Genomic DNA, 25,463 nt, shown 5'->3' with positions numbered 1-25,463 from the left:
TTTTTTTATTTTACAAGTAGTGCCTCGATTTCTTCTGGTGTAACAGGTTTGCTTATATGAAATCCTTGAATAGTATCACAGCCATAATTAATTAACAGATTAGCTTGCTCAGCTGTTTCAACACCCTCAGCTACCACTTTTAGTTCCATGGATTTGCCCAACTGTATCATACCATGCATAAGCTTTTGTGATTTTTCGGATTTTAATAACGAACTAGTAAATGTTTTATCAATTTTTAATGTATCAATCGGTAAAATTTGCATATAGCGGAATGAACCATAACCTGTACCGAAATCATCTAAGACAAAAGCGATACCCTCGTTTTCAAGTTTGCGCATTTGTTGTGTAATAAAGGTTGCAGCTTCGGCTTCCAATGCAAATTTCTCTGTAATTTCTATCTGAATAAGGTTTGCGGGACAATTTGTTTTTGCTAACATATCAAGAATTGACTTGGCCATGTTTTTGTCGCGGAATTCGCGAACAGACGAGTTAACCGCCACCTTTAAATTGATACCAGCCTTCTTCCAGATAAGTGCTTGTTCGCAAGCCCTTTCTAGCATAAAGGAGCCAATATTGTTAATAAGCCCTGTTTCCTCAGCAATTGGAATGAGCTCATCTGGTGAAACTACGCCAATGACTTCATCTTCCCAACGAACTAGTGCCTCTACAGCTGTAATTTTCCCCGTGTATACGTCAACTTGTGGTTGATAAAGGACTTTAAGGTTTTTCTGATCAAGTGCCTGTAGAAGACGTTTTTCAATTAAGGCTTTACGATTTAAAGCTTTATGTGTAGCTTTTGAAAGTGAGACAATTTTGTCGCCACCAGCTTCGCGAACCGTTGTAATCGTAGCGATAGAAGCTTTCATTAGCTGAGAGAAGGTAGTTTGATCCTCAGGGAAGCGTGTAATCCCACCACTAATTGAAATAGGAACTGCAATATTGCTGCTATAAATCGGATGCTGTTGTAAATAGGACAAGAAGCCTTGAATAAACCATTCACTTAAAGGTGTAATGACAACGAAATCATTTTCGTTAATACGTGCCATTGTACTGTCCTGGAAGTACATTTTGATACGATTTGTAAATTCAATAATAAGACTTTGGTTAATTTGTTGATCATGTAGTTCTTTTAATGTGTAAAACTTATCGATACTTAAATAGACGAAGGAGAAGTGTTTTTCTTCCTCGATCATTTTGGAAATTACTTTTTCTAGTCGATGAGCATTCATTAAGCCTGTTTCTGTATCTATGTAAGCAATTTTCTCAAGCTGATGTTGAATCGTCTTAGATTTTGTAATATCCTTTTCAATTAAAATAAATTGTTGCTCATTAGCTTCTAAATTAAATGTTGGGATAGCTGTGAGAAGTACCCAATAAGACTGTCCTGTTTTCGTAACTTTTTCAATTTCGCCTTGCCATGTGTGACCATTATTTAAATTGCGCCAAATCGTATTTGTAATTTTTTCGCTTACTTCATTTTCAGGGAACAACTGCCAGAATGTTTTGCCGATAACACGCTTTGGTGTCCATTGGCTAATTTTTAAGAACTCTGCATTACATTCTAAAATGAATCCATCACGATCAAGCGTTACGGTCATAAATGTAGAGTCTAAACCTTGCTTTAAGTCTACATAAGTACTGCTGTTTGAAACTGAATTAATCATTAACTCTGGTAACATAAACATAATGAGAATAAGGTGTTCACCCTGTTCAAAGTATGGCTTAGCCAGCATTGCTGTAGTGATTTCTTCATCTGCTTGGGTGCAAACTTGAACCTGGTCTATATATGTACTTTCTTCATTTTGTAAAATCGATTGAAACGTCTCTTTTGAAAGATTTCTTAGTAGATTTTCATGTATGGATGGCGTAGTATGTCCTGTAATGTCATTGACTGAAAAACCAAATAATTCTTCAGCGTGTTTTCCCGAAATAGTTGCTTGTCCATTTTGTGTTATAACAATTGCAGGAAAAGGAAGTGAATTTATATAATGCTCATCTATCGTAAATGATTTGTGCTTAAGACTCATGATTATTCGATCTCCTTGGGTAATCTATATATACTAATATTATAGAGAATTATCGGGAATTAGTCATTATGAATATATTTGTAAATATTTGATAATCGGAAAAGATAGGACTTTTCTAGTGAAATTAAAGAAAAGTTTTGAAGAAAAATAACAATTTTTAGTACGTATATAGGAAGCGGGAATTGGATGGAACGATTAAAAGGTATTCTTTTTATTATCTCTGGAGCGATGCTATGGGGGGCAACTGGACCATTAATGGAATGGTTACTCAATCATACAGCATTGACAGTTTCTTTTATGCTGACAATTCGGTTGTCAGTTGCAGGTATTTTCTTGCTTACATATTTGTTGCTAACGGGTAAAGATATTTTTTGTATATGGCAACAAAAGCTTTGGAGTAGGCAGCTCATCATCTTTGGTATCGTAGGGATGCTCGGTGTGCAATACGCTTTTGTCGGAGCTATAAATGAAAGTAATGCTGTATTAGCTACGTTACTTCAATTTTTAGCGCCAATATTTGTTGTTGCTTATGTCTCTCTTAGTTTAAAGAAATGGCCACCTAAATATCAAGTGTTAGGTATTATGGGCACATTAGTAGGATTATTTCTGCTACTAACGAATGCTTCATTTGATTCTTTGTTAGTTAGTAATAAAGCCTTATTATGGGGAGTTGCGGTTGGATTAACCTTTGCATTTTACACACTATATCCTGCACGTCTTATGAAGGAATGGAATGTGCTCCTTGTTGTAGGATGGGGAATGTTAATAGGTGGTGTAACATTAGGCATAATAAGTCGTGTATGGCAATCAAATCAGTGGATTGTCTTTGCGGATTTAAAAATTAGTGGGTTAATGATGGCGTTAATTTTTACGGGTACTTTAGCATTTATACTATTTTTAAGTAGCATGAAGTATATTACAGCTGTCGAGACGAGTATCTTATCTAGTATTGAACCTTTAACGGCGATGGTGATTTCTGTAATTGTATTTGGCACATCGTTAGGATTGTGGCAATTAGTGGGAGTTTTCGTTATGCTTGTATGTGTAACGTGGCTATCTATTGCAGGGGAAAAAGCATAAAATTATTATTTGTATAGGTGATTTTAACTACATTCAGTGTAATGATAGTTCTTCTCAAACAAGGGGGAGAGAATGTGAAAGTAATTTTTTCTTATGTAAAGCCATATAAGTGGACTGCGATTTTTGCATTATGTTTGATGTTGATTGAATTATTTGTAGAGCTTGTTCAGCCACTTATAATGGCCAAAATTATTGATGACGGTGTTCGTGGTCAAAATAATGACATGATTATTCAATGGGGAGCCATTTTACTTGTTTTATCTTTTATCGCCTTTATATCAGGCGTCGTCAATTCTTATTTTTCATCACATACTGCGCAAAGCTTTTCTTTTGATTTGCGCAATGCTTTGTTTGACAAAATTCAATCCTTTACATTAGCTACATATCAAAAATTTTCTACAGCTTCGCTTATTACCCGGCTTACAAATGATGTAACGCAAGTTCAAACAGTGCTGTTTATGAGCCTTCGGATTATGCTCCGCGCACCACTTGCTGTTATCGGGAGCATTGTCATGGCTTTTGTTGTCAATGCAAAGCTAGCACTGTTTTTAGTTATTGGTACACCGCTCATTTTTGTTTTCCTTATTTTTATGGTTGCAAAAGGTGTGTCATATTTTGGGCGAGTGCAGAAGCGCGTGGACCGTTTAAATCGGGTCCTTCAAGAAAATTTGCAAGCGATGCGTCTAGTGAAGGCTTATTTACGTGGGGCGTATGAGGCTTCGCGCTTCGAGCAGGTTGCTTCACGATTAAAGGTGGACACTGTCAAAGCTCTGCGTACGATGGAGTATATTATGCCTGTATTATTGTTTGTAATGAACATGAGTTTATTGGCAGTACTTTGGTTCGGTACAAAGCAAGTTGCTGCAGGAACGACACCGCTTGGTGATATTGTAGCTATCGTCAATTATGCAATGCGTATGACAGGTTCATTTTCAATGTTTGCTTTTATTATTATTTTTTATGCACGTGCAAAAGCCTCAGCAGAACGTATGACAGAGGTGCTTGCTGTTGACAATGAAGTAGAAATTACTTCTTCATCTAAAGAAGGTGCATCTAGCGACTTGAAATTAGGCGAATTAGCATTTAAAAATGTAAGCTTCCACTATCCAGGTACAGAAACTGCTGTATTGTCCAACGTCACTTTTCAAGTGAAATCGGGTGAAAAATTAGCAATCATGGGGGCTACGGGAGCTGGTAAATCGACATTACTACAGCTTATTCCTCGCTTTTATGATGTGTCGGAAGGACAGATTTTTGTAGAAGGAAAAGATGTGCAGCAATGGGATTTGCAAGAACTACGTGACATTATAGGTTATGTACCGCAGCAATCCTTATTATTTACAGGGAGTATTGCAGACAATGTTCGGTGGGGCGATACAGAAGCCGAAATGGACGAAGTGCTTAATGCAACGATGCAGGCGCAAATACACGCATCTGTGGAAGATTTCCCAAGCGGTTATGATACTCGAGTAGGGCAAAAGGGCGTTAATTTATCAGGTGGACAAAAACAAAGATTATCTATTGCAAGAGCGCTATTAAGAAAAGGACATATATTAATGCTTGATGATAGTACAAGTGCACTTGATGTTAAAACAGAACAGGCACTATGGGATGCGCTTAGTGAAGAAAGTGCAACGATGCTCGTTGTCACACAAAAAATTCGGACGGCTAAAGGTGCAGATCATATTTTGTTAATTGATGCAGGCGAAGTGGTCGGATATGGGTCCCATGAAGAGCTTCTGCAAACTTCTGAACTGTATAAAAAAATCGCAATCTCCCAACAGGAGGTGGAATAATGGGGTTTTTCCAAAAACCTTTTGGCTATGAGCCGATTTTATCGAAGGGCGATGTAAAGCAGGTCGTAAAGAAAAAGAAAGGTCCACGTGCAGCAGATTGGAAAAGCACACTTTGGCGTTTATGGAAGATTGTCGATGAACAACGTATGCTATTAATTGTCGTACTGTTACTCGTAATGGCCAGCTCGATTTTGGCACTTCTAGGACCATATTTAATAGGTAAAATAATTGATATATATGTAATGCATGGTGAGCTTGAAGGGTTAGGCAGTAAAGTAATGTTGCTTGTGGGTATTTATTTACTTTTAGCAGTCGCTTTATTTTTACAAAACTTTTGGATGATAGGGATTGCCCAACAAACGATTTATCGCCTGCGCACAAGTGTCTTTGCTCATTTTCAAAAGCTACCGATTTCGTATTTTGATAGACGGCAACATGGCGAATTAATGAGTCGTATGACAAATGATATTGAAGCAGTAAGCTCAACTTTGAATAGTTCTTTTATACAAGTATTTTCGAGTGTATTAACGCTTGGCGGCACAATCATCATTATGCTGAGCTTGAGTCCGTTGTTAACAATCTTAACAATGACAATTATTCCAATTATGTTTTGGGCGATGCGCTGGATTACCCGTCGAACAGCTCCGTTATTTAAGGAACAACAAGCAGCCATAGGAGCGCTTAATGGCATGATCGAAGAAACGATATCAGGGCAGCGAATTGTAAAAGCCTTTTCACAGGAAGAACGTGTAAAGGCAGAATTTCGCGACAAAAGTTTACGGTTGAAAAATACAGGCTTTTGGGCACAGACATACTCGGGTTATATACCTAAGGTCATGAACTTTTTAAATAATATGAGCTTTACAATTGTTGCAGGTATTGGTGGGGTGCTAGCACTATACGGTCATGTGTCAATTGGGGTAATTGTTATTTTTACAGAATATGCTCGCCAATTTACACGTCCATTAAATGATTTGGCAAATCAGTTTAATACGGTATTATCAGCTATAGCAGGAGCTGAACGTGTATTTTCTTTACTTGACGAACAGCCTGAAAAGGAAATGCCTGCTGCAAAAAAACATACATTATTAGGACAGGTAACATTTCAACATGTGTTTTTTAAGTATGATTCTGCACAGGAATCCTACACATTAAAAGATATTAATTTTACGATTGAGCCTGGGCACACTGTTGCATTGGTAGGTGCAACTGGTGCTGGAAAAACAACTATTCTACAGTTGATTGCTAGGTTTTATGAGGTGACAAAGGGCGATGTATTATTCGATGGTGTAAATGTACAGCATATTGACCGGGAGGCACTTCGTTCACAAATGGCCTTTGTGTTACAGGATCCATTTTTATTCGAAACAACAGTAATGGAGAATATCCGTTATGGTCGTTTAGATGCTAGTGATGATGAAATTATTGAAGCAGCACAGCTTGCTAATGCACATGATTTTATTATGAAACTAAAGGATGGTTATGACACCGTTCTTACGGCGGATGGACGTGAGATTTCCCAAGGACAAAAGCAATTACTATCGATTGCACGTGCCCTAATTGCTAATCCAAAAATATTATTGCTTGATGAAGCAACAAGTAGCATTGACACAGTAACAGAATTAGCAATCCAAGAGGCGCTCGATAGACTTATGCAAGGACGAACAAGTTTTGTCATTGCGCATCGATTAAATACTGTACACAATGCGGATGTTATTTTAGTTATGCAAAAGGGCGAGCTAGTTGAAGCTGGATTACAGCATGATTTAATTGAGTCTGGAGGGATTTATGCCCAAATGCTAAACTCCTCAACACATCATTTAGATGAGTAGTGTGAAAAGAGCTTTGTAGCATGAGTGTTGGTAGCGAAGGCGGTTTACCTCATAAAGCTAGAGAATTCGTCGGTAAACCTTTGGATTGCATCGGTAGTAGTTTAGCTTATGTGTTTGTCTATAGTGTAGAGTGATTTCTTTTATGAAATCGCTCTTTTTTACAATTGGAGACATCCTGCCAATAGTAACAGTAATGATAATTCAATGTAGTAATTCAGTTTTTTAATAATGTAATTTATTTGAATAAATGTTATAATAATTACAGTAAAATGTAATTATTTAATTTCTTATAAGGCATCCCGTATAATAATTTATAACTAATGCCTTCTAGTAAATTTCATTTACTTTGAAGTACAATAGTAGTATAAATCCTTCTATTTTTTCTGTATTTAAAGTAAAATTGCTGATTATTAGAAACGGGTATTATAATTTGTTGCCAGTTTATTTTCTTTCTTGCTACAATAGGGCAATAGTCTGGTTTAAGAACGGAGTAAACAATGAACATTTCAGTAATTACAGTGTCATTCCCACTGGACGGGGAAACACTGAATGAATTAAAAATATTATGCGAAGAAGCAACCTTACATGATTACCGTGTATATGAAACGATTATGAATATACCATTAGCAGGCTCATTTGAATCGAAAGGTTTTATGGTGCTCGCTTATGAAGATGATAATGATGAACTAGTTGGTGCTGCAAGTGCTATTGATTTAATGGGGCTACATACGTATGAATGGTCGTTAGTAGTTACACCCGCTTATCGCCAAAAGGGAGTTGGGACAGCATTAGTTAACTTATTACAAGCTGGACTACAAGAGCGAGGAGCAGAAGGTCAATTGGCAGTAGTTATTGATGGATCCCCTTTTGGACATACATTTATCGAAAAGTGTGGTTATTCATATAGTTTTTCAGAAGCGACGTTGGAAACAAAAGCAGAGTCAGTTGAACTACGAAATGATATTCATATAGCTCCATTTGCAGGAGAACAGACTGAATTGATCACTATTTATAGTGAGGCGTTTGGAGATTTGCCATCAGAATCTGAGGAGCTGATTGCCTTTAATACGTCAACGAAAGATCGAAAATTATGGGTAGCACATAAAGACGGTCAAGTTGTAGGTACGGTGGCTACAGTTAAGGAAAATGAAATACAATGGGTGACAGCCCTAGCAGTTCATCCGCAGTACCAAGGACAAGGTATCGGTACAGCTTTATTGTCCTTTTCAAAAGACTATGCAAGTAAACAAAACGCTAAATTTGTCATGCTCGATGTAGAAATCGAAAATAGAAAAGCGATTTCCATTTATGAGAGAGCGGGCTTTATGAAAGCACAGCAACTAGACTATTATGTAAAAAATTAAATGATGGGTGAGGAGTGAGCAATAAGCTTCACTTCTCACTTTTTTTATTTTAAGAAACTGTTAAAATCTTCTTTTTTATCATAAATGTGTACTATGTCCATATAGTATTAATAAGCCTGAAGAAAGGGGTCGTTCTCATGCGTATGCCAGCATTGCCGAAAAAAAAGTCACCTCCGAGGGAAGCACCTCGCTCATGGTGGAAGGTTGTTAAAGCATATTTATCAAAAGGAAAGTTTTACAGACTACCACCGCGACATAAATAATTTTGCAGTTTTATTTATCTAATATGATTGAGCAAGGCTATTCAACGTTAAAATAGCATGTTAGGGAGCTATATCCTACTGTGCTATTTTTTTAGCTTTTAGAAATATGAAATGCGGATTTTTAATTATCTAATAAAAATGTTTTTTTTGATGGACCGATTAAATAAAGCTCATGCATTGCACGAGTTAGTGCAACATAAAGTAGCTTTCTATCAATTTTAGTATCAAAGAAAGGAGTATCAAAGGCAGCAACAATGACAGCATCAAATTCCAGTCCTTTTGCTAAATGGCTTGGTACTACAAGTAATACTTGCTGATTAATAGAATCATCCTCAGTGAGAAGTTGACAAGGGATAGCGTCATTTGTCAAAGCCTGTTGCATTGATTTGGCCTCAGCCGTCGTTTTACAAATTAAAGCAATCGACTGATGCTGGTTTGCCCTAATGCGATCAAAAACTTCTTTAATTTGTTGCGTATTAAAGGAAGCTGCCTGTATAAAAGTTGGCGCATCCCCGTGACGGACTACCGGTTCAACTAATGGTAGCTGCTCATCCATTTGCATTAAAATTTGGTTAGCAACCTCCATAATTTCAATGGTTGTACGGTAACTTTTTTGAAGTGTTCTGAAGCTGGCACGAGGGAATAAATTTTGCACAGGCTCCCAGGCTGTTAATGAACGGTAGCTATGAATTCCTTGTGCTAAATCACCTACCATTGTAAACATATCGGTTTCTAGCCCTGCTTTTAGAGCGGCTAGCTGAAATAGACTGTAGTCCTGTACTTCATCGATAAAGACAACGCGCATTTTCCACTCATCTGCAATACCTTTTAGTCGTGCCTGTAAATAATAGAGAGCAGCTAAATCTTCTAGCATCCATTGCTCTTTAGCATGTGCTTGTAAAAACTGCTGTTGCTCTAAATAATGCCATTCTGGTGCGACTTCTGCTAATAGCTCGGTATTTGTTAAAAGTGTACGATAGAGCGTTTTTACATTATATTTTGCAAAGCGGCGCATATAGACAGATACAGTTGATTTTGCTTCTTTTTCAATTGCTGGCATACGTTCATCACGTTCATCTATAAATTTAGTGACAATGTGTTTACGCTTCTCTGCATCACGAATACCATTAAGTGCCTTGCCAAGTGCTTCATCGTACTTTGCATGTAACATATTTAAGACAGCTTGTTTCTTTTGCCGAACATGACTGGCTAGCACCTTTTTAATATGCGCGAGCCGCTTTTCAATTGGCATGTAAGAAAATTCATATAAAAACAACTTTTTTAAATGTGAGGCACGCATAATACGATATTTTTCAATAAATACATCTTCGAATTGTTCAGCGATTTGCAGTTCGATTTTTTGCAAATAGCGTTCTATCATATCGCGATAATAGAGGGAACCCTTAACTTCAGAAATCCACGCAGTAGGCTGATCAGCGCCACCTATTATTAATGATTCCAGCTGTTCGTTAGGATTGCGTAGCTTTAGTTTTAGTTTAGTTGCGGCAAGGACATAATCTGAAAACGTTGTTTGGCATATTTTATCAACACCAAGCTCTGGTAGGACATCTCCGATATAATCGATAAATAGTTTATTTGGTGCTAAAATCATGAGCTGCTCAGGATTAAAATGTTCGCCCATCGTATATAAGAAGTACGAGATGCGGTGTAAAGCAATTGTTGTTTTTCCACTACCAGCGGCACCTTGAACGATAATTGGCTGACGAAGATGCGCGCGGATAATATCATTTTGTTCTTTCTGAATGGTAGAGACGATTTCTGTTAAGCGTACATCTGCTTTTCCTGCTAATGCCTCTTGGAGTAATTCATCATTTGTCGTTAAGTCAATATCTCGAATATCGAGTAATTCTCCATCTTCGATTTTATATTGTCGTTTGGCAAACAAATGTCCTTTATGAATTTCTCCACGTACATCATATTCCATATCTCCAAGACGCCCATCATAATAGACATTTGCCACAGGTGAACGCCAGTCTACAATAATCGGTTCATGTGTATCGCGGTGAAACAAGGAGGTTTTTCCGATATACAAAAATTCCTCAGGATCACCAGTCTTTTGAAAATGAATTCGAGCAAAATATGGCTTTTTTTGTACGGCTTCTAAACCTTCCTTTTGATTTCGAGCCATTTCAAAGAAGCGGGCGTTTGTTAAAATATTCAAATAACTTAAACTAGAATCTAAATAATCAAGATCTGCCATGGACTTTCGAATATTTTCTTGCGCAGATTGCAAATCACGCTGTGATTCATTTAAGATTTGTTGCATATAATTTTGGGTGTATGCTAGCCTCTCCAGCTCAGCCTGAAAATCCGGGTGTTTTACAGTCATTTTTAGCACCTCCTAAGTACTTACAAATTCAAGTAGATTCTCATACTACTATACAAAATTTTACCTATCAAGTGTAAATGTCATCATTCACTTATTGTTATACTATTAAGTAAAGATTAGAAGGAGGTTTTGCATTTGGATCTATTTGCACATAGAGGTGTATCTGCACACTATCCTGAAAATACAAAGGCTGCTTTTTATGCGGCTTCCAAGCTACCAATTGCGGGCATTGAGTTGGACGTTCATGTTACTGCGGACGGGGAGGTAGTAGTCATCCATGATGAAATGATTGACCGTACATCAAACGGTTCAGGCTATGTGAAAGACTTAACGCTACAGCAGCTTCGTTCATATGATTTTGGTTCGTGGTTTGCAGAAGAATTTAAAGGCGAGAGTATTCCAACACTAGGTGAAGTATTAGAGCTTTTCGTTGCTACACATCACCGTATCAATATCGAGCTAAAAACTGATATCTTTTCGTATGAGGGAATTGAGGCGCTTGTGTTAAAGGAAATAGCGAAGCACCAAATAACTGAGCGAGTAATTATTTCTTCCTTTAATCATGAATCGCTTCAAACTGTATCTCAGATGGCGCCATACATTGAAACAGCTGCTTTATTTGCTGAAATTTTAGTTGATTTTACAACATATACAGAAAAAATCCCTGCAGATGCTATTCATGTTAGTTTACCAACAGCATTTAGGAGATCAATAGGTGTAGCACTTGAACAAGGGGCAACAATACGTGTTTACACAGTTAATGATCTAGAGTATGCAAAACAATTGCAACAGCTTGGTATACAAGCTATTTTTACAGATGACCCAGAAGCAATACTAGTCGGATTAGTAAAGTAAAGAGGCTACTAAGCAAAAAAATTCGCGATACTTTTTGAAAAGGGAGCGAATTTTTTTGCAGCACATATGAACTTAATAAGTTTTAGGCACCTACCATTTTGCTTGATGTTCCTCGATACAACCAAGCATTTGCTTAATAACAAGTGTCTCACCATTGTCTAATAGAACAGTACCGTCATAATAGCCAAACATCTGGTGAACTTCCGATTTGACGAGTTTTACATTTGTTGCGGCAACACGCTCAAAAAATGGGGAGAACGTTAGAGAAACTTGATTTGTGAATTTCGTCTTCACTTTCCAGCGTTGCATATAGTCCTCACGATCATAATCGAATAGTAAGTCCTCATGTATTTTTGTCATTTTCCCATCAACAAAAACCGCATTTTCAGTCATTCCAGTACCATCAGTCCATTTACCACCTAAGTTAAGTCCAATTCGTCTGCCACGAACTCGCTGAGACGCCATTCCCCAATTCCAAGTGGCTTCTCGAGGCCAAACACCTCGTCCGTAATCAAGTACTGCAAAACTTTCCTCGGGAGTAAATGTAAAGTGACGATTACCGATAGTCACATCTCCTGACGTAGGGAGTATATGATGCTTCCCTGTAAATTGGAAAGTTCTACGATTCCATGGAATGACTACATTCAACGATTCGTCTGCAGGTGGATGCTGAATAATTAAATTCGCACTTAGGGCATCGCCATCAAATGTAGGGATTGAAACGGATAAATGTGTTTCGTTTTGAATATAGGTCATATCAATCGACATTTCACTATTACTGAAAGATACGGATTCAAGCACGTGTGTCGGCATTTTAAGCTTGCCACCAAGTGGAACTGTTATTGTTTTTTCAAAATATCGCTGAGTTTCATATTCAAGGAAATACACGAAGCAGACCGCAGCGTAATCGAGATGACTAATAGTTGCGGAGAATAAAATCTCATCACCATAGACACACCAATAATTCCATTTCTTTTTACGCATGATATGACCACTTAAATTGCTATTTATGAGAGGTTTTCGTGCAAATCCAATAGCAGCTGGATTTAAATTACCTTTTTTATCGCATAAAAGAGTAGGCTGTAAGATTTCTTTCTCAGCATGCTGCTTCACATTCAACATCCCTTCTGTTCGTAAAATAAAAAAATGCCAATTTGTTTAATCTTATTGTAGCAAAAACTATCTTGAAATTGGAAAAGATAGCGCCTGATATAACCGTTTTCAACAATAATACGATGAAGGACCTAATTAATAGAACGAATGATGTAGTCATATGATGGTCATAAGGAGGGGAAGCGTGGTCAAAATGTATAACAGACAGGCAGCTGTTCAATATGCGAATTTATGGTGGAATAGACGCAATCCAGCATTTCCAAACTTTGATGTCGATTGTACGAATTATATTTCGCAATGCTTACTTGCTGGAGGGGCTCCGATGAGAGGGGCGCCAAATAGAGAAAGGGGTTGGTGGATTCAGCAAGGCAACTGGAGTTTTAGCTGGTCTGTCTCACATTCTCTTAGATGGTATTTAGAGGGCTCGAAAACTGGTTTGAAGGCTACACGTGTGCAATCTGCAGAGGAGTTAGAGCTTGGGGACATCATATTTTACGATTTTCAAGGAGACGGCAGAATCGATCATTCTGTTATTGTCACGAGTATCCAAAATGGAATTCCTTATGTGAATGCACATACTTCCGATAGTATTAACAGGCCATATTTTTATCAGGATTCTACGGCGTATACCCCTAATATGACCTATTACTTCTACCATATAGATGATAGTTTTGCTTAGAGAGTTGGCGGTTTTAAAGCTCATCATTTTGTGATAATGTTGGAGATAGAACTAATGACGAATAATCAATATTCTAATATAAATAGAAGGAGATAATAGAAAATGAGTGAACAATTATTATCAGTAAGAGAAGCAATTATAAATCGCCGTTCTATAAAAAAATTTAATGGGAAGCCGGTAAATCGTGAAGAATTATTGAGCATTATTGATGATGCGATATGGGCACCTAACCATGGTAACCGTGAGCCTTGGCGTTTAGTTATAGCTTGTGATAATGAATTAGTTGCAGTTCAACATCTATTACGTGATATAGCTATCCCAAAATGGCAAGATCTTTCTAGTGAAGATTTAGCCAAACAAACGACGAAATTTACACTACCAGGTGGCTTTGCTTTTGTCATTGTGCCAGAGGATGCACGTCAAAAAGAGCGTTTAGAAGATTATGCAGCAGCGAGTATTTTTATTCAAAATATCCAGCTCTTAGCTTGGGAGAAAGGCATCGGCACTTGCTGGAAAACACCAGGCTTCTTAGACAATCCGAAATTCCGTGAGGCATTGAAAGTGAAGCCGGGTGAACGTGTAATTGCAATGCTACAAGTCGGATATTTTGATGAAGTTCCAAAAGGGAAAGAACGAAAAAAATCAGCAGAATTTGTAACAAATTTCGGTGAATAGACGATTGAAAAAGCCTCTTGCCAAATGGCGAAGGGGTTTTTTATTAAATCAAAATGCATTGTGAGTAACCCTGAGAAAAACGAAAGTGGTTGTAATTGTTTGAGTGCCTGACACTTTAAATCGACTGATAATTTAGAGGAGGACACTAGTTGGTTGTGGCTTACGGTGTGCCCGCGGAAAGCGTCCGCCGTAGCGAACAACAACGGTTGCACTAAAAAAGTGTTAGATTGATTGCATTCAATCTAACACTTTTTCTCTTTTGTAATAGCCTTGTGATTTATTATTTTTGTAACGCTGCAACCTCATATAAATAGTCGCCTAAAACACGTAAGCCTTTATCGAAGTTCTCTAAATGGAAGTGTTCGTTCGGCGCATGGAAGTTTTCGCTCGATAAACCGAAGCCCATTAGAACTACTGGTAAATCTAAAATTTCATCAAATGCAGCCACGATTGGAATCGAACCACCACCACGTGTGTAAGCAGTTGGGACATTATAAACTTTTTCATACGAACGACCAGCCGCTTGAATAAATGGGTGATCAAATGGTGTTAAGAATGGACGTCCTTTATCGAATTCTGAAATGGTTACGTCTACGCCAACAGGCTTATGTTTTTCAATATGTGCTTTTAATAATGCAACGATCTCTTCTGGATCTTGATTTGGTACTAATCGGCATGTAATTTTTGCACCAGCTTCGGCGGGAAGTACAGTTTTAATGCCTTCGCCAGAGAAGCCACCGAACACTCCATTTACTTCTAGTGTTGGACGAGCCCAAGTGCGTTCTAAATAAGAATAGCCAGCTTCACCAAATAATTCTGATACGCCAACTTCCTCTTTTACAGAGTCTTCGTCAAAACCTAGCGCACGGTAAGCTTCACGTTCTTCTTCTGTTAATGGTAATACTTTGTCGTAGAAACCTTCTACTTGAATTGTGCCGTGTTCATCGCGGAAGGAAGCTAACATTTCAGCTAATGCATGGATAGCATTTTGCACGCCTCCACCGTAAAGGCCAGAATGTAAATCCCCTTTTGCTCCACGAACATCAATTTGTACGCCTGTAAGACCGCGTAAGCCATAGCATACTGCAGGTTTACCAGGACCATAAAGACCTGTATCTGAAATCAAAATTAAATCTGCAGCTAATTTTTCTTTATGCTCTTCGACGTAAGCAGGAAGGTGTGGACTTCCGATTTCTTCTTCACCTTCATAGATGAATTTTACGTTCACTGGTAAAGTACCCGTTGTAGCAAATAGCGCTTCAATCATTTTTAAGTGCATAAACACTTGGCCTTTATCATCACTTGCGCCGCGTGCAAATAATTTGTTATCACGAATTGTAGGATTGAACGGCTCGCTTTCCCATAAATGTAATGGATCAACAGGCTGTACATCGTAGTGACCGTAAAACAAAATCGTCGGTTTACCTTCGGCATGTAACCAGTCAGCATAAACAACAGGGTGACCAGCAGTTTGCGTAATAGAGATGTTATCCAAGTTTAGTTTCTTGAAGGCATCGGCTAGCCACTCAGCAGCGTGTTGAATATCTTCCTTATGTTCTGATAACGAACTAATACTTGGAATACGTAAAAATTCATTTAGCTCGTTTAAGTGTGCCTCGCGATGTTCTGTAAAGTAAGCATTTAATGTCTCTAATTGCGTCATATTAGCATCCCTCTTTCAATATTTCGATAATAGAAATAGTATAGCATAATGTGGTTGGGGAATCCTGTTATTGCAAAGGTTTCTACAGTTTTTATTAATGCTTTGCTTCACTAGCCTTTGCTGAAGATTGTGACCCTAAATTTCCATAGTCTTCTTTTGAGTATTGCCTAACCTCTCTGGTCGATAACTTTCACATAAGTCCATCATTTCTATAAAAAAAGATCTGAATTCGGTGTTTTCTCGAAAACAGATCTTTTTATCATAATTAATGAGCAGTATAACCGCCATCAACAAGAAGTGTTGTGCCGTTAACAAAGCTTGCGTCATCACTTGCTAAGAATAGAACGGCTTTCGCGATTTCTTCTGGTTTACCAAGACGACCTTGTGGATGAAGGGATGCTAGGTATTCTTTATTTTTAGCGTCTACTTCTGCCAATAGAGGTGTGTCGATGTAGCCTGGACATACCGCATTTACGCGAATACCTTGTTTAGCATAAGCAGTACATAGGTTTTGTGTTAATAATTTTACGCCACCTTTTGCAGATGAGTAGGCTGTTGGATTCGGTAAGGCAACAAAACTATGAATGGAACCAGCGTTAACAATAACGCCACCTGTACCTTGAGCAAGGAACTGTTCAATCGCATATTTATCAGAAAGAAATACACCTGATAAATTAATATCAATTGTTTTTTTCCATTTTTCGAAAGATAACTCATGTGCTGGTGCATCGTCAGCTACGCCTGCATTAGCATACATAACATCAAGTTTACCGTATTTATTCACAGTTTCATTAATCATGTTTTTAATGTCATCTTCGATAGTTACATCTGTTTTCACGAAGAGTGTATCAAAACCACTATTATTTAATTCATCTGAGATGCTTTGTCCACGCTCAGAGAAATCAGCGATGACTACTTTTGCACCCTCTTGTGCAAAAAGACGAACAGTTGCTTCACCGATACCGCTAGCACCGCCTGTTACGATTGCTACTTTATCTTGTAGTTTCATATAAATGACCACCTTTATTTTTATTTTGCTGTTGCTCCGCCATCGATGACAAATTCTGCACCTGTTGAGAAGGAAGACTCATCAGAAGCTAAAAATAATACTGTTTGTGCTACTTCTTTAACAGAGCCTAAACGTCCTAATGGGAAAATGCTTTTTCCTAATTCAGCTTTAGAGCTTCCAGTAGTTGCGGACGCATAGTCTGCCATTCCTGTGTCAATGTAGCCTGGATGGATAGAGTTTACGCGTACTCCATATGGTGCATATTCCATTGCCGCATCTTTTGTCATAATGCGAACAGCTCCTTTACTAGCTCCGTATAATACGTGCCCAGCAGCGCCTGTTAAGCCAGCAATAGAAGAAGCATTAATAACAGAGCCCTTATGTTGTTTAGCCATAAGTGGCATAATATGTTTCATGCCTAGGAAGACACCTGTCACATTGATGGACATTAAGCGATTCCAATCAGATAGTTCGATTTCTGCAAGTGGTTTAATGATATAGATACCTGCATTATTGAAAAGAATATCCACTTTGTTAAATGTTTTGATCGTTTCATCTGCGACCTTTTTCCAGTCTTCTTCATTGCTAACATCATGGCGTACAAATAATGCTTCACCGCCAATAGCTTCAATATCACGTACTGTGTCGTTACCAGATTGTTCGTTTATATCTGTAATAACTATTTTTGCCCCTTCTTTGGCAAATAATAGTGCAGTTTCTTTCCCGATTCCTGTACCTCCACCTGTAATAATGGCTACTGCATTTTCAAGTCTCATTTCATGCATGCCCCTTTCACTATTTCTGGTTATATAATTACCTTAGGATCCAAAAGTATTCGCATTGTTTAGCGATACCTTTATTTTACTATTGTCAATTTGAAATACTATCCTATAAGATGCTGTATAATATAGTGAGTGAATATCCTCCATTTATAGGGGTATTTTAGTGTGAAGGAGAAGAATTTCCTATGACGCATCCATTTCAGCCAATTGAAGAAGTAACACTTCAAGAGTTTGTGTTATTTATTAAAGTTCATCATAAACAAATTAAAGAGAATATGAATATTTACCTCAATCTAGAACCTGCTATAGGCGAAACAGAACGAAATAGAGTCGCGCTGCTATTGGATTCATTTTTACGTTTACTGACATATACAAACATTGATGAATTAAATGGTGATGATAAGTATTTTTTTAATACATGGCTACAATCACAATTATCCATTATTGATAGAAAGAGCTTTAATTTATTTCAATTAATATTTGAAAAGTCATTAATTACGTTTATGATTCAACAAAAGAGTAGTCGAACGAATGCTGTCTTAATGTATGTATTATCATTATTTATGTCTCTGGTACAGCTTTACTATGACTGTGAGGGAGAAGGCAAAAGTAGTAACATGCCAATTGAAAATGAGGGATTAAGACATTTACAGTTATTAGATAAGCTCGATAAATTGCTGATCAGTTCATCAGGCTATCAGGATTTAGCCTATATTTTAAAAAAATGTGAAGAATATTTTAGCTATAAAAGATGTGTATTTTACGCATATGTCCCATGGTCCAATCAATTTTACGGTGTTATTGGAGCAGAGCTTCCTAAGGTGCAAAGTATGAAAGGGGAGCTAACTGGAGAAAACACTATACTTAGTTCAAGAAAACCAATTTATTTAAAAAGCCCAAAAAATTACGTGAAGGAGGAGCATATCCAATTATTTGGTTTATCCTCTATTATTTTTATTCCTATTATTGGAGGGGATCAGTTATTCGGCTGGCTAACATTTGATCAGCTTGGCGAGGAATTTGATTGTACAAAGGGAGAATTAACTCTCCTTGAGGAAGTAGGAAAGCGTTTAGGCTTATTTTTATCACGTAAGAGTGAGAAGGTAGAGAAAAATACAGAACTTCATTTAACGGAAAGGGAGTCGATGATACTCGGCTTGCTTGCTGAAGGATATGACAATAAAAAAATTGCCAGTTTATTATTTTTAAGCGAGCATACGGTCAGGGATTATGTAAGTAGTTTAATGACAAAGCTCAAAGCAAAAAATCGAACACAGGTCGTAGCCTCATCTTTTCGTTTAGGGCTGTTAAGTTAACAAAAATGCGCTTCTGCTAGGAGTGCATTTTTTGTTTTTCATATCAATTAATGCCCGCTAAATTTTCTGATAATAAATATTATTGAAAATATAGTAATGAAAATAGGGGAGTATTGTTTTGAAGTGGTCTTTTGTTGGGAAAGTGATATAGTAGTAAAACAATTTTTACGAATATTACAAGTGAAAGCATTTAAGCTTACACGATTGTAATGAAATTGAAAGCCAATACGATAGAGTGTAATACATTATTTTGCGAGAATGTGTATAGAAGCAAGAACAAGAAGCGGAGGAATACACAATGAATGAAAAATTAGAAGGCGTATATGAGGAATATAACCGTTATATATACCATTTATGTTTGAAACTTACTCGCAATAATGTAGAAGCAGAAGATTTAATGCAAGAAGTATGGGTAAAAGTCGTGCGCTATGAAGATAGCGTTGCCGAAGTTGAACATATTAAAGCTTGGCTAACAACAATTACAATGAATACATTTAGAGATCGCTATCGAAAAAAAGTACGACGCAGTAAGTATATGATGAACCAACCTGAAACATTAGACGTACCGATTTTAGATTTGGTTCCCAATAATGACATTTCTACAGAAGAAAAAATTGAAAAAGAGATTGTGACGAAGCTAGTTCAGGACAAAATGGGTCAATTAGATACAATCTATCGTAAAACATTATGGTATTTCTACATAGACCAATATTCACTTGCTGAAATTTCTACAATTATGAAAGTATCAATTGGTACGGTGAAATCTCGTTTATTCCGTGCAAAAGCGCGGTTAAAAGAAATGCTAATGGCCGATGTGTCAATCGTCGAGGCTGTGCTGCCAGCGTAATAATAATATTGGTCGCACAATCATAACTACTTAGACGGAAGTATTCGTTCGGCCAATCCAAAAAAGGATGCACTGCAAACAAAAATTTGCGATGCATCCTTTTTCGTGTTTCCACACAAAGATGAAAATTTAATCTTGCCGATTGGTATCAACAGATAGTAAGCATTTGGCGAAAATATCACGCAATGTTTGCACCTCTTCTGCTGAGAGCATACCAAACATATTATTAATAATTTCACTAACTTGTTGACGGGACTCTTCAAGTATTTCTTCACCCTCGGTAGTAATAACTAATTGTGAGGCTCTACGATCAGTAGCATGCTGCGTTTTTTCAATAAAGCCAGCATTAATCAGTTTGGTCGTTAATACCGTGACACCACCAGTTGTTACCTTTAAGCGTTCTGCTATTGCAGAAGGGCGCTTTGGTCCCTCCTGCGATAAGTAGTCTAAAATTAAAATATGGGATTTTGAAAAGCCGAGTGCATTATGATTATTCCACTCGTTTGCCCATTTACGCTCGATAGAAAAGACAACTTCAAACAATGAGGTAATGGCTTGTTGTTTTTCTTGATCCATATAAGGTCATCTCCAAAACTGTTTTAACTTTCTTGTGCCAATCTTGTCATCGCATTTAATTCGTAAGCACGTACTTTACGTGGAATAAAACGACGAATGTCCATCTCATTGTACCCAACTTGGATACGTTTTTCATCTATAAGGATAGGACTACGTAACATTCTTGGATGCGCTTGAATAATTGCGTACAGCTCTTGAATCGAAAGCTGATCAATATCAATATTTAAATTTTTAAAGTCATTTGAGTTTGTTGCAATAATTTCATCTGTACCATCTTCTGTCATGCTTAAAATTTCTTTAAATTCTGCAAGTGTAAGAGGATGTGACGTAATGCGTTTCTCTTTATATTCGATGTTGTGATCTTTTAACCATTTTAGTGCTTTTCTGGATGAAGAACAGCTCGCTTGTGAGTAGATAGTAACTGTCATTCTTCATTCCCCGCTTTCTTTGTTGGATTATATTTTATGAATAGCTTATTAGTAAGTTAAATAGGTTATACATATATCTTACTAGTAAGCTATATATAAATCAATAGTTAATTAAAAAACTTTTAAGAGAACATAATATTTTTAATCTATACTAAATATACGCTTGGAAGTGCGAAAAGTTTCATTAAATAAGCTTACAATGATGTAAGTTTAGAAGATTTTAAAAATATGGAATTTTGAAACGATAGAAGTAAGTTTAAGTGAGTGGCGGTGAATGAAAGACTAGCGTTTGAATAAGTGCCAGTCACTCAAACAATTGTGAATTTTCATGGCAATGCCTTTACAATATAGAAGGTGCGATGCTTTGCAAAAGAGTGACCACTTAAGAGCAAGTTCAAAAGTTGTCGCATACTGCACTGTCAGAAGGGGATATTTTCCTAAGAAAAAATCCACCAAGCATCCTGCGGGAACAGCACAAAAAGTAAGACGCAACAGCGACGGTTGCGGCTTACCTTGTGCCCGCGGAAAGCGAAGTGGATTTTTACTCTTTAGAATGACACAGTATTAGTATTTAGCTTTGTTGACCAGAAGTGAACCAGTCTTGTACATTCCATACTTTTGTTACTAAGCCTTCATAGAAATCAGGTTCATGGCTAACGAGAACAATTGTGCCTTTAAATTCTTTCATAGCACGCTTTAATTCTTCTTTTGCATCGACATCTAAGTGGTTTGTCGGTTCGTCAAACAGTAACCAGTTTGCTTCTTCCATCATTAGCTTACATAATCGAACTTTAGCCTGCTCACCACCAGATAAAGAATTAAGTGGGCGAGTAATATGGTCTGTTTTTAGACCGGCACGTGCTAATGCAGCGCGTACTTGTGCTTGCTCCATAGAAGGGAATGCATTCCACACATCATCAATTGGCGTAATTTTATCTGCCTTTACTTCTTGTTCGAAATAAGAAGGAGATAAATAATCACCACGAATTACCGTACCACCTAGCGGATTAATTTTACCAAGCATCGTTTTTAGTAAAGTAGATTTACCAACACCATTCATGCCGACTAAGGCAATTTTTTCACCGCGCTCAATCATAAATGAAAGAGGTGGTAGTAGTGGTTTGTCTTTATCGTAACCGATGACTAAATTCTCTGCTTCCACAACGTAACGGCTTGGTGTACGTGCTTCTTTAAAACCAAATTCAGGTTTCACCGCTGTTTCAGGACGGTCGATACGTTCTAAACGATCAAGTTGCTTCGCGCGAGACTTTGCACGACCAGTTGTAGAGTAACGCGCTTTATTTTTCGCTATAAAATCTTCTTGTTTTTTTATGAACTCTTGTTGCTTTTCATAAGCATCAATATGTTGACGTTTATTGATTTCAGCAAGCTCTAAAAACTTTTCGTACGTAGCTGTATAGCGAGTTAGCTTTGAAAACTCCAATTGGAAAATAACATCTACTGTCTCATTCATAAATTCCGTATCGTGGGAAATTAATAAGAATGCATGTGGATAATTTTTTAAATAGTTTTTCAACCATGTAATATGCTCCTCATCGAGATAGTTCGTTGGCTCATCGAGTAATAATACTTTTGGTTTCTCTAATAATAGCTTTGCCAGTAAAACTTTCGTACGTTGACCACCAGAAAGGGCAGCTACATCGCGTTCAAGTCCAATAGCATCTAAACCTAGACCTCGTGCAACCTCCTCAATTTTCATATCGAGAGTGTAGAAATCTCCAGCATCAAGAGCATCCTGAACCTCTGCCATTTGTTCTAGTAAAACTTCTAATTCCTCAGGTGTTGCTTCAGCCATTTTACCTGTAATTTCGTTTAGCTCTTCTTCTTTTTTATATAGTGGGAGGAAGGCATCACGTAATGCATCGCGCATAGTACGTCCAGCTGTAAGCGCAGTATGCTGGTCTAAATAGCCGTAATGTGTTCCAGGTAGCCATTCAACTTTTCCCTCATCGTGAATTGTTTGTCCTGTAATAATGCCCATAAGAGTAGATTTACCAACACCGTTTGCGCCGACAAGGCCAATATGATCGCCTTCTACTAAACGGAAAGAAACATCTTTAAAAAGTGTACGGTCACCGAAAGAATGACCTAAATTTTCAACTGTTAATATTGCCATATATGTTGCTCCTCCAAAATAATTCGATTAGGTCTTGTGTAAATAGATTAATCACAATGCTACTGCTACAACATAACAGTTGGCACGATGCAAATCCATTATAGCTCTGCTAGTTGTTTATTTAATTCTGCTAGCTTTGCTTCCATGTTAGCAAGGCGCTGCTCAGCTTTTGCGACTTGGTCGTTATGGCCTGTAGATTCAAGTTTTTCGATGTCACCTTGTAAATTCATATAATCCATTTTTAATTCTTTGATTTGATATTCAATATCGCTTTTTGATGGCATGATACTTTGCTCCTTTAGTAGTTTATTTTTTATTACGAAAGCGTGTAAAAGCGATGGAGGTTTTGTCATCCCCCACCGCTCAATTGTTAAAATTAATCGGGTACTGATGCGTTGAGATTCCTCAAATATTCTAGCCTACTTTGTATTGGATACATTCAACTAGAAGCAGGGGAATAACGAAAGTGAAAAATTCTAATATATTGTATCATATCCACCTTAAAAGAATCACTAAGTAGAAGCGATATTATGTCGATCATAAGCGAAATCAAGTAATAAAGATTCCAGCGTTTTGTTATTGCTAACGAGATTAAGCTGGCGCTGTTTTTTCACAGCACGTTCACTGCGAGCCTCATGTAATAAAAACTCCATAACGGCATTTTGTATTTGTGATTGTTTCATCTTACGCCCGAGGCCGAGATGTATAAAGCCATTATGCTCACGAGGGAAGGCGTGTAATAGTTCATTTTCTGTCTGTGCGAGCGTAATACATGGCACACCATAGGAAGCAACCTTATATGGCGTATAGTTAGCATTACAAATAATGACATCAGCTTTGGGTAATAATTTTAGGAGTGCGTCTTTATCGCGCAAAATGGCAGTATTACGACGACTTAAAACCATCATTTGCAAGTCATCAGTCGCATGTCGATAGCTTTCATCTATCATTACTGTAATTTGTAGTGGGATTTGTAGCTGGGTTAGGTGTCGAAGAGTACGATATGTTAAGTTATGCTCGTCCCCATCCTCAAAAGCAACAACAATGTGAGGAGGGTTTTCTGGTGTTTTAAGATCAGGTAATTGTTCTGAATGCTGATAAGCTTCGGGTAATGCAAAAACGAAACTGCCACCAATATAATGGGAAGGCATATAATCTTTAACTTCTTGATAGAGTGCTAGTAAGACACAGTCACAGGCTTGGCCACCTTCACCAAAATCATCAAAATGAATAATCGTTTTACAAAATGGTCGTAAATTTTCCACTTGCCAGCTTTCTGAGTTACGACCGTCCCTAACAATTAAATCAGGTTGTATAGCTTTTATTTGCTTAGGTAATTCGTCGAAATGATCGAATAGTATTGGTGGAAGATTGTCATTCATTAAAATTTGAATTCCATCATTTGAAGGGGTCTTGACGAATATGAAAACTTCCTCTTGTCCAAGCAACTTAGCTAATGTTGCAACCCGTTCAAAAGGATACAGCCCTTTATCAATACAGCTTTCAATTATGAAAACAATCGATTTTTTCGGTTTAATTGTTTGTGTTTCGTTTTGCAAATGTATCCCATCCTTTCATCTGTCTATTTAAATTATGGTGAAAATTGGGCAAGTATGTGTAAAAATTAACATTAGATAAATAATGTATGAGATGAAACTTTAAAAATTGAGTTTGCTATACCGATGAATAGTAGAGAGGACATGCAAAATAAAGCTAGTTCTTATTATTGATGATACATACATAGGAATCGTCTTTTTGGAGCAAATATAAGAATTTCTCGAAGGGGGAGAATAAAATTGGGCATGCGTTCGGCAATTGTTGTAGGAGCAACTGGATTAACAGGTAGCTCACTAATAGAACAGTTATGTGAAAACGATGAATATGTTTCCGTAATCGTTATAGCACGACGAGAGCTACAATATAAGCACCCTAAGTTAGAGGTGAAAATTCGAAACTTCGATACATTAGAAGAAAAAGATATTGAGTTTGCTCATGAGTTATTTTGTTGTTTAGGTACAACGATAAAAAAGGCGGGCTCACGTGAGGCGTTTGAAAAAGTTGATTTTGAATATCCACTAGCCATTGCCTCATTGGCGAAAAAGCAAGGGATACCGCATATGCTTGTCATAACAGCTATGGGTGCCAATGAGCAATCTCGATTTTACTATAATCGTGTGAAAGGGAAGCTTGAGCATGCATTAATAGAGCTGGGCTTACAGCGTCTATCAATTATTCGTCCCTCTCTTTTAGTGGGACAGCGCGATGAATTTCGTTTTGGCGAAAAGGCAGGAGAAAAGCTATTAAAACTTGCTAAACCTTTATTAATAGGACCATTAAAGCGTTTGCGCTCTATTGAGTCCTCGCAAGTTGCAAAAGCAATGATCGTTATTGGGTTACATGGAAAGAAACAGCCGGTGACAATTTATCCATCACAGGACTTAGCGAAAATGGATTTTCCTAATGTGGCACAAGATGAATTTACGCGTGAAGAGTTATTTAATTGGCAAAAGCTTAAAGGCTCAGATGTGTCAGATGCAGAGCATAAGGTAAATCGAGAAGTCATTATTAATCGAGATAAATTTAAAGTGGAAGAAACGGTAGTAGACAAAGAGGTGACATTTAATCGGCACAATGAAAAATAGACGTTCTTCCATTAAATTTAGCATTCCGT

Annotated in this window: 21 protein-coding genes; 10 read left to right on the top strand and 11 right to left on the bottom strand. The window is 37.4% G+C overall.

Going from position 1 to position 25,463, the window contains the following annotated elements; all coding sequences use genetic code 11:
* Nucleotides 1-5 precede the first annotated feature (5 nt).
* Nucleotides 6-2,027, bottom strand: a complete 2,022-nt coding sequence (locus ACIQXJ_RS17880) for an EAL domain-containing protein (RefSeq protein WP_403055996.1) — start codon at nucleotides 2,025-2,027, stop codon at nucleotides 6-8.
* A gap of 186 nt (nucleotides 2,028-2,213) precedes the next feature.
* Between ACIQXJ_RS17880 and ACIQXJ_RS17875 the strand changes: the two genes are divergently transcribed.
* From ACIQXJ_RS17875 to ACIQXJ_RS17860, 4 genes are all read left to right on the top strand, one after another.
* Nucleotides 2,214-3,107, top strand: a complete 894-nt coding sequence (locus ACIQXJ_RS17875; protein WP_403055999.1) for a DMT family transporter — start codon at nucleotides 2,214-2,216, stop codon at nucleotides 3,105-3,107.
* A gap of 74 nt (nucleotides 3,108-3,181) precedes the next feature.
* On the top strand, nucleotides 3,182-4,903 hold the full coding sequence (locus tag ACIQXJ_RS17870; protein WP_403056002.1) for an ABC transporter ATP-binding protein: 1,722 nt from the start codon (nucleotides 3,182-3,184) through the stop codon (nucleotides 4,901-4,903).
* Entirely contained in the window at nucleotides 4,903-6,735 is a 1,833-nt protein-coding gene (locus ACIQXJ_RS17865) for an ABC transporter ATP-binding protein (protein WP_403056005.1), read from the top strand. Before ACIQXJ_RS17870 ends, ACIQXJ_RS17865 begins: the two co-directional genes overlap by 1 nt.
* Nucleotides 6,736-7,232: 497 nt before the next feature.
* Nucleotides 7,233-8,099, top strand: coding sequence for a GNAT family N-acetyltransferase (locus tag ACIQXJ_RS17860; RefSeq protein ID WP_403056008.1), 867 nt, complete (start codon nucleotides 7,233-7,235; stop codon nucleotides 8,097-8,099).
* Nucleotides 8,100-8,483: 384 nt separating this feature from the next.
* On the opposite strand, the gene helD is transcribed toward ACIQXJ_RS17860, so the two are convergent.
* Nucleotides 8,484-10,712, bottom strand: coding sequence for an RNA polymerase recycling motor HelD (helD, locus tag ACIQXJ_RS17855; RefSeq protein WP_403056011.1), 2,229 nt, complete (start codon nucleotides 10,710-10,712; stop codon nucleotides 8,484-8,486).
* Nucleotides 10,713-10,847: 135 nt separating this feature from the next.
* Here helD and ACIQXJ_RS17850 point away from each other — a divergent pair, with 135 nt between their 5' ends.
* A complete protein-coding gene (locus ACIQXJ_RS17850; RefSeq protein WP_403056014.1) occupies nucleotides 10,848-11,567 on the top strand; it encodes a glycerophosphodiester phosphodiesterase in 720 nt (239 codons plus the stop codon).
* A gap of 90 nt (nucleotides 11,568-11,657) precedes the next feature.
* On the opposite strand, the gene ACIQXJ_RS17845 is transcribed toward ACIQXJ_RS17850, so the two are convergent.
* The gene (locus ACIQXJ_RS17845; RefSeq protein WP_403056017.1) at nucleotides 11,658-12,680 is read right to left on the bottom strand and encodes a DUF2804 domain-containing protein; all 1,023 of its coding nucleotides are present in this window, start codon (nucleotides 12,678-12,680) and stop codon (nucleotides 11,658-11,660) included.
* A gap of 184 nt (nucleotides 12,681-12,864) precedes the next feature.
* Here ACIQXJ_RS17845 and ACIQXJ_RS17840 point away from each other — a divergent pair, with 184 nt between their 5' ends.
* Complete coding sequence (locus ACIQXJ_RS17840; RefSeq protein ID WP_403056020.1) at nucleotides 12,865-13,359, top strand: amidase domain-containing protein; 495 nt, start codon at nucleotides 12,865-12,867, stop codon at nucleotides 13,357-13,359.
* A 102-nt stretch (nucleotides 13,360-13,461) separates the two neighbouring features.
* On the top strand, nucleotides 13,462-14,034 hold the full coding sequence (locus ACIQXJ_RS17835) for a nitroreductase family protein (RefSeq protein ID WP_403056023.1): 573 nt from the start codon (nucleotides 13,462-13,464) through the stop codon (nucleotides 14,032-14,034).
* Nucleotides 14,035-14,314: 280 nt separating this feature from the next.
* Here ACIQXJ_RS17835 and ACIQXJ_RS17830 read toward each other — a convergent pair whose 3' ends face one another.
* The 3 genes from ACIQXJ_RS17830 to ACIQXJ_RS17820 all read right to left on the bottom strand — a co-directional run bounded on the left by ACIQXJ_RS17830 (nucleotide 14,315) and on the right by ACIQXJ_RS17820 (nucleotide 17,482).
* On the bottom strand, nucleotides 14,315-15,697 hold the full coding sequence (locus ACIQXJ_RS17830) for a dipeptidase (protein ID WP_403056026.1): 1,383 nt from the start codon (nucleotides 15,695-15,697) through the stop codon (nucleotides 14,315-14,317).
* 265 nt (nucleotides 15,698-15,962) lie between these two features.
* Nucleotides 15,963-16,706 carry an SDR family NAD(P)-dependent oxidoreductase gene (locus ACIQXJ_RS17825; protein ID WP_401011001.1) on the bottom strand — a complete coding sequence of 248 codons (744 nt, stop codon included), beginning with the start codon at nucleotides 16,704-16,706 and terminating at the stop codon, nucleotides 15,963-15,965.
* A gap of 20 nt (nucleotides 16,707-16,726) precedes the next feature.
* Nucleotides 16,727-17,482 carry an SDR family NAD(P)-dependent oxidoreductase gene (locus tag ACIQXJ_RS17820; protein WP_403056029.1) on the bottom strand — a complete coding sequence of 252 codons (756 nt, stop codon included), beginning with the start codon at nucleotides 17,480-17,482 and terminating at the stop codon, nucleotides 16,727-16,729.
* Nucleotides 17,483-17,673: 191 nt separating this feature from the next.
* On the opposite strand from ACIQXJ_RS17820, the gene ACIQXJ_RS17815 reads away from it, so the two are divergent.
* Both ACIQXJ_RS17815 and ACIQXJ_RS17810 read left to right on the top strand, forming a co-directional pair.
* The gene (locus tag ACIQXJ_RS17815; protein WP_403056032.1) at nucleotides 17,674-18,804 is read left to right on the top strand and encodes a LuxR C-terminal-related transcriptional regulator; all 1,131 of its coding nucleotides are present in this window, start codon (nucleotides 17,674-17,676) and stop codon (nucleotides 18,802-18,804) included.
* A 298-nt stretch (nucleotides 18,805-19,102) separates the two neighbouring features.
* Complete coding sequence (locus ACIQXJ_RS17810) at nucleotides 19,103-19,651, top strand: RNA polymerase sigma factor (RefSeq protein ID WP_340821120.1); 549 nt, start codon at nucleotides 19,103-19,105, stop codon at nucleotides 19,649-19,651.
* Nucleotides 19,652-19,780: 129 nt separating this feature from the next.
* Here ACIQXJ_RS17810 and ACIQXJ_RS17805 read toward each other — a convergent pair whose 3' ends face one another.
* The 5 genes from ACIQXJ_RS17805 to ACIQXJ_RS17785 form a co-directional block, all read right to left on the bottom strand.
* Nucleotides 19,781-20,227 (bottom strand): MarR family winged helix-turn-helix transcriptional regulator, encoded by a 447-nt coding sequence (locus ACIQXJ_RS17805; RefSeq protein ID WP_340821119.1) that lies wholly within the window; start codon nucleotides 20,225-20,227, stop codon nucleotides 19,781-19,783.
* A 23-nt stretch (nucleotides 20,228-20,250) separates the two neighbouring features.
* Complete coding sequence (gene spx / locus ACIQXJ_RS17800; protein ID WP_036117523.1) at nucleotides 20,251-20,655, bottom strand: transcriptional regulator Spx; 405 nt, start codon at nucleotides 20,653-20,655, stop codon at nucleotides 20,251-20,253.
* A gap of 571 nt (nucleotides 20,656-21,226) precedes the next feature.
* Nucleotides 21,227-22,792, bottom strand: a complete 1,566-nt coding sequence (locus ACIQXJ_RS17795; RefSeq protein WP_403056034.1) for an ABC-F family ATP-binding cassette domain-containing protein — start codon at nucleotides 22,790-22,792, stop codon at nucleotides 21,227-21,229.
* A gap of 98 nt (nucleotides 22,793-22,890) precedes the next feature.
* Nucleotides 22,891-23,076, bottom strand: a complete 186-nt coding sequence (locus ACIQXJ_RS17790; RefSeq protein ID WP_403056037.1) for an SE1832 family protein — start codon at nucleotides 23,074-23,076, stop codon at nucleotides 22,891-22,893.
* Between the two features lie 228 nt (nucleotides 23,077-23,304).
* Nucleotides 23,305-24,351 (bottom strand): PseG/SpsG family protein, encoded by a 1,047-nt coding sequence (locus tag ACIQXJ_RS17785; protein ID WP_403056040.1) that lies wholly within the window; start codon nucleotides 24,349-24,351, stop codon nucleotides 23,305-23,307.
* A gap of 243 nt (nucleotides 24,352-24,594) precedes the next feature.
* Here ACIQXJ_RS17785 and ACIQXJ_RS17780 point away from each other — a divergent pair, with 243 nt between their 5' ends.
* Complete coding sequence (locus ACIQXJ_RS17780; RefSeq protein WP_403056418.1) at nucleotides 24,595-25,434, top strand: NAD(P)H-binding protein; 840 nt, start codon at nucleotides 24,595-24,597, stop codon at nucleotides 25,432-25,434.
* Nucleotides 25,435-25,463: the final 29 nt, after the last annotated feature.

This window comes from Lysinibacillus sp. NPDC097868 (assembly GCF_044761135.1).
Classification (GTDB): domain Bacteria; phylum Bacillota; class Bacilli; order Bacillales_A; family Planococcaceae; genus Lysinibacillus.
The sequence above is the reverse complement of the archived record's forward strand: the minus strand, read 5'-3'. Positions and strand labels throughout refer to the sequence as shown.

Bases quoted from the DNA above. Each gene is read 5' to 3' on its own strand.
- ACIQXJ_RS17815 (WP_403056032.1), top strand. From the start codon at position 17,674: ATGACGCATCCATTTCAGCCAATTGAAGAAGTAACACTTCAAGAGTTT.
- ACIQXJ_RS17790 (WP_403056037.1), bottom strand. From the start codon at position 23,076: ATGCCATCAAAAAGCGATATTGAATATCAAATCAAAGAATTAAAAATG.
- ACIQXJ_RS17830 (WP_403056026.1), bottom strand. From the start codon at position 15,697: ATGACGCAATTAGAGACATTAAATGCTTACTTTACAGAACATCGCGAG.
- ACIQXJ_RS17820 (WP_403056029.1), bottom strand. From the start codon at position 17,482: ATGAGACTTGAAAATGCAGTAGCCATTATTACAGGTGGAGGTACAGGA.
- ACIQXJ_RS17805 (WP_340821119.1), bottom strand. From the start codon at position 20,227: ATGGATCAAGAAAAACAACAAGCCATTACCTCATTGTTTGAAGTTGTC.
- ACIQXJ_RS17875 (WP_403055999.1), top strand. From the start codon at position 2,214: ATGGAACGATTAAAAGGTATTCTTTTTATTATCTCTGGAGCGATGCTA.
- ACIQXJ_RS17825 (WP_401011001.1), bottom strand. From the start codon at position 16,706: ATGAAACTACAAGATAAAGTAGCAATCGTAACAGGCGGTGCTAGCGGT.
- spx (WP_036117523.1), bottom strand. From the start codon at position 20,655: ATGACAGTTACTATCTACTCACAAGCGAGCTGTTCTTCATCCAGAAAA.
- ACIQXJ_RS17835 (WP_403056023.1), top strand. From the start codon at position 13,462: ATGAGTGAACAATTATTATCAGTAAGAGAAGCAATTATAAATCGCCGT.
- ACIQXJ_RS17810 (WP_340821120.1), top strand. From the start codon at position 19,103: ATGAATGAAAAATTAGAAGGCGTATATGAGGAATATAACCGTTATATA.
- ACIQXJ_RS17860 (WP_403056008.1), top strand. From the start codon at position 7,233: ATGAACATTTCAGTAATTACAGTGTCATTCCCACTGGACGGGGAAACA.
- ACIQXJ_RS17880 (WP_403055996.1), bottom strand. From the start codon at position 2,027: ATGAGTCTTAAGCACAAATCATTTACGATAGATGAGCATTATATAAAT.
- ACIQXJ_RS17780 (WP_403056418.1), top strand. From the start codon at position 24,595: ATGCGTTCGGCAATTGTTGTAGGAGCAACTGGATTAACAGGTAGCTCA.
- helD (WP_403056011.1), bottom strand. From the start codon at position 10,712: ATGACTGTAAAACACCCGGATTTTCAGGCTGAGCTGGAGAGGCTAGCA.
- ACIQXJ_RS17865 (WP_403056005.1), top strand. From the start codon at position 4,903: ATGGGGTTTTTCCAAAAACCTTTTGGCTATGAGCCGATTTTATCGAAG.
- ACIQXJ_RS17795 (WP_403056034.1), bottom strand. From the start codon at position 22,792: ATGGCAATATTAACAGTTGAAAATTTAGGTCATTCTTTCGGTGACCGT.